This is a genomic window from Kitasatospora sp. NPDC059817, from assembly GCF_042731835.1.
Lineage (GTDB): Bacteria > Actinomycetota > Actinomycetes > Streptomycetales > Streptomycetaceae > Kitasatospora.
On record NZ_JBHWIR010000375.1, the window covers coordinates 1 to 2,875 of the forward strand.

At 81.3% G+C, this 2,875-nt stretch carries 1 pseudogene; it reads left to right on the forward strand.

The window, feature by feature from the left end:
* Window positions 1–2,647 precede the first annotated feature (2,647 nt).
* A pseudogene (locus ACFV61_RS35400) lies at window positions 2,648–2,875 on the forward strand (hypothetical protein); the annotation flags it as partial.

The window sequence follows — 2,875 nt, forward strand, 5'->3', positions numbered from 1 at the left end:
GGCACACGTTCCCCGGGTGCCGCAGCCGGGCCCGGCCGGGCCGCCCCGCCCGGACCCGTCGCGCCGCGTCGGGAAGCCGCTGACTGCTGCACCCCGCCCCCGGTCGCTGCCGACGCGCGCGGTGGCCGTGATCCCGCCCCGGCCGGTGCAGCGTGCCGCGAGCGCGACGACAGTGGAACGTGCCGCCGCCGTCGCGTCGGTGGAGCCTGCCGAGGGTGCGAATCCGGTGGAGCGGCCCGAGGGCGCGGCACCGGTGGAACGGCCCGCGAGCGCGACGACGGCGGAGCAGTCCGCCGACGTTGCTCCGCCCGTCGCGGAGCCGGGTGGCACTGCGCGGCCGTCCGAGACCTCCGAGCCGGCTCCGGTGCGGCCGAACGATGCCCCGACCTCGCGCACCGGCAACGCCGTGCAGCGCGCCGCGAGGGGAGGCGCCGCACCGGGCCGACCCGTGCTCGGTGCCCCGCTGACCTCGCTGCCCGCCAGCGCCTCGCCACGGCTCAACGCCGACGGCGCGTCAGGCCTCGGTCCCGTACCCGGCCCAGGGGTCGGGCACGGGCCGATGCCGATCGTCTCCCCGCCCGCGCAGCCGGCCGCTCCGGCGGGGAGCGGGTCGGATGGCTCGGAACCGTCGGCACCGGGCAACCCGGCGCGCTCGGCTCGCCCTGCCCGCCCCGAGCCCGGACGGCGCGGGGACGCCCCCGTACAGCGCGCCGTCCAGACCGGCGGCGGTCCGACCGCCGCGCAGCGCGCCACCCAGCCGCGCGCCACCCAGCCGCGTACCGAACAGCCGCGTACCGAACAGGCGCGCACCGAATCGTCCAACGCCCGCACGCACGGCGGCCTGGGCGCGCCGCTGACCGCGCTGCCGCCGACGGCGGGCGCGGCACCCGGAGCACGGGCCGCCGGTACGGCCGACGGCCGGCGCGGCCCCGTCCGGCGGACCACGGCCCCGGGCCACGGCGCCCCAGCGACTCCTGACACCCCAGCGACTCCCGCCACCCCCGCCACTTCCGCACCGCCGCAGCCGGCCGGCCGAAGCGTGGCGCCCCCGAGCCCGGAAGGCACTGTTCGTGCCGCAGGCACGGCCGCCGCCGCGCCGGGCGCCACGGCAGTCCAGCGTGCGGCTGCGCCTAGCGCGCGAAGCGCTGCCACGAGCGGGCAGGGCGGCTCCACGGAGCCCGGCCCCGCCGCCGGGCTGCAGTCGCCCCCCGGGACGGCACCGCAGGACCCGGCCCGCCGTGCCCGGCGCAGCGGTGGTGCCGGTGGTGCCGGTGGTGCCGGTGGTACCGGTGGCGCCCGGGATGTGCGGCCCACCGCTTCGCCGGGCGAGCCCGGCCCGCTGGTCGTGGCCCGCTCGCCGATCGGCGGCACCGCCGCACGTCCGGCGGCCGGGCCGGGCCACTGCACGCTCGGCCTGCTCGGCGAGCGCCGCATGGCGTCCACGCTCGCCGCGCCGGCGACGGCGCCCGCACCGGTGTCCGGCCGCGTGCCCGCGCCGGTGCCCGCCCCACCCGTCGTCAGGGCCGCCTGGCCGCAGGAGCCGCCCGTGCGCACCGAAGTGCCGCCGGCCCCGGAGCCGGCGGCACCCGCGAGCTGGCGGCACCGGGCCGCCGCCGTCCTGCGCCTGCCCCGACGGGCACAGGCGAGCCGACCCGACGCTGCGCGCCCGGCGTCCCCGGAATCCCCGTCGGACCCGGAAGGCGCCAGCCCGGCGGTGCCGGGTGCGCGGGGTGCCGTGGTGACGCGTGCGGGTGCGCGGGGATCGGCGTCCGGCGGCTCTGCGGACTCTGCCGGCTCGGGCGCGGTGGGGCGTTCTGCTGCCGTGAGGCGTCCGAGCGTGCAGCGTTCGGTGGCCGGCGGCGCCGGCCCGGTGAAGGCGGACGCGCGCTCGTCGGCGTCGGCCGGCTCGGCGGCGCAGGGGCCGCGGCCGTCGGGGCGCGGTGGTGCCCCCTCGGGGCGTGCAGGTGTGCGGGGTCCGGCGATTGGTGGTTCCGGTCCGGTGGCCGCTGGCCCCGGAACTGGCCCGAGGGAGGCGGATGCGCGCCGGTCGGAGCGCGGCGCTCCTCCTGCGGGGCGGGCGGGTGTGCAGCGTTCGACGACGGCCGGGGGACCTCGCCCGGAGGCGCCGGACGGGCAGCCCGTAGCGCCCGCCATCGCCCCGGCCGGGCGGGTGCGGCGCGGGGAGACTCCCGTGCCGCCGGTGGCTGTGGAGCGTGGCGGCCGTGGTCCGGCGGTGCAGCGGTCGGTCTCCGGCGGTCCGAGCCCCGTCGAGCCGGGTGTCCGGTCGGCGGAGCCGCGAGGTGCTGCGGTGCCTGTCGTGGTTCCCGCCGGTCGGGTGCGGCGCGGGGAGCGTCCAGCACCCCCGGTCGTCGTGGCCGATGCCGGCCCGGCGGCCGTGGGCGCCTCCCGTGCCGGGCGCGCTGCGAGCGTGCAGCGTTCGGTGTCCGCGGGCCCTGCCGCTGTCGCTGCTGCCGCTGCTGCCGGCTCTGCCCTCGCCCCCGGCCCGGTCGAGCCGACCGTGCGACCGGTGTTCTCCGCCGATGCGTCGACGCCTGCCGCAGCCCCCGCCGTCCCCGCCGCTCGTGGGGGGCGTCCTGCGTCCGCGTCCGTTGCCCCCTCCGGTGGCCGTGTTCCGAGCGTGCCGTTGGTGCGACTCGCCCCGCCGAGCGCCCCGCCGAGCGCCTCGGCGTCCCCGGCGGTCCCCGCGATGGTCCAGCGGCTGCCGGTCGCCGGGCCCGCCGGCCCCCCCGTCCCCGCGTCCGCGGCGCCTCCGCTGCCGGGCGGTGGCGCCTGGGCTCCGGGCGTCGCGGGGGGCGGCTTCGGCGGACCGGGGGCGGGCGGGGAGTCGCTGTTGCGCACCGGGTCGTGGTCGTGG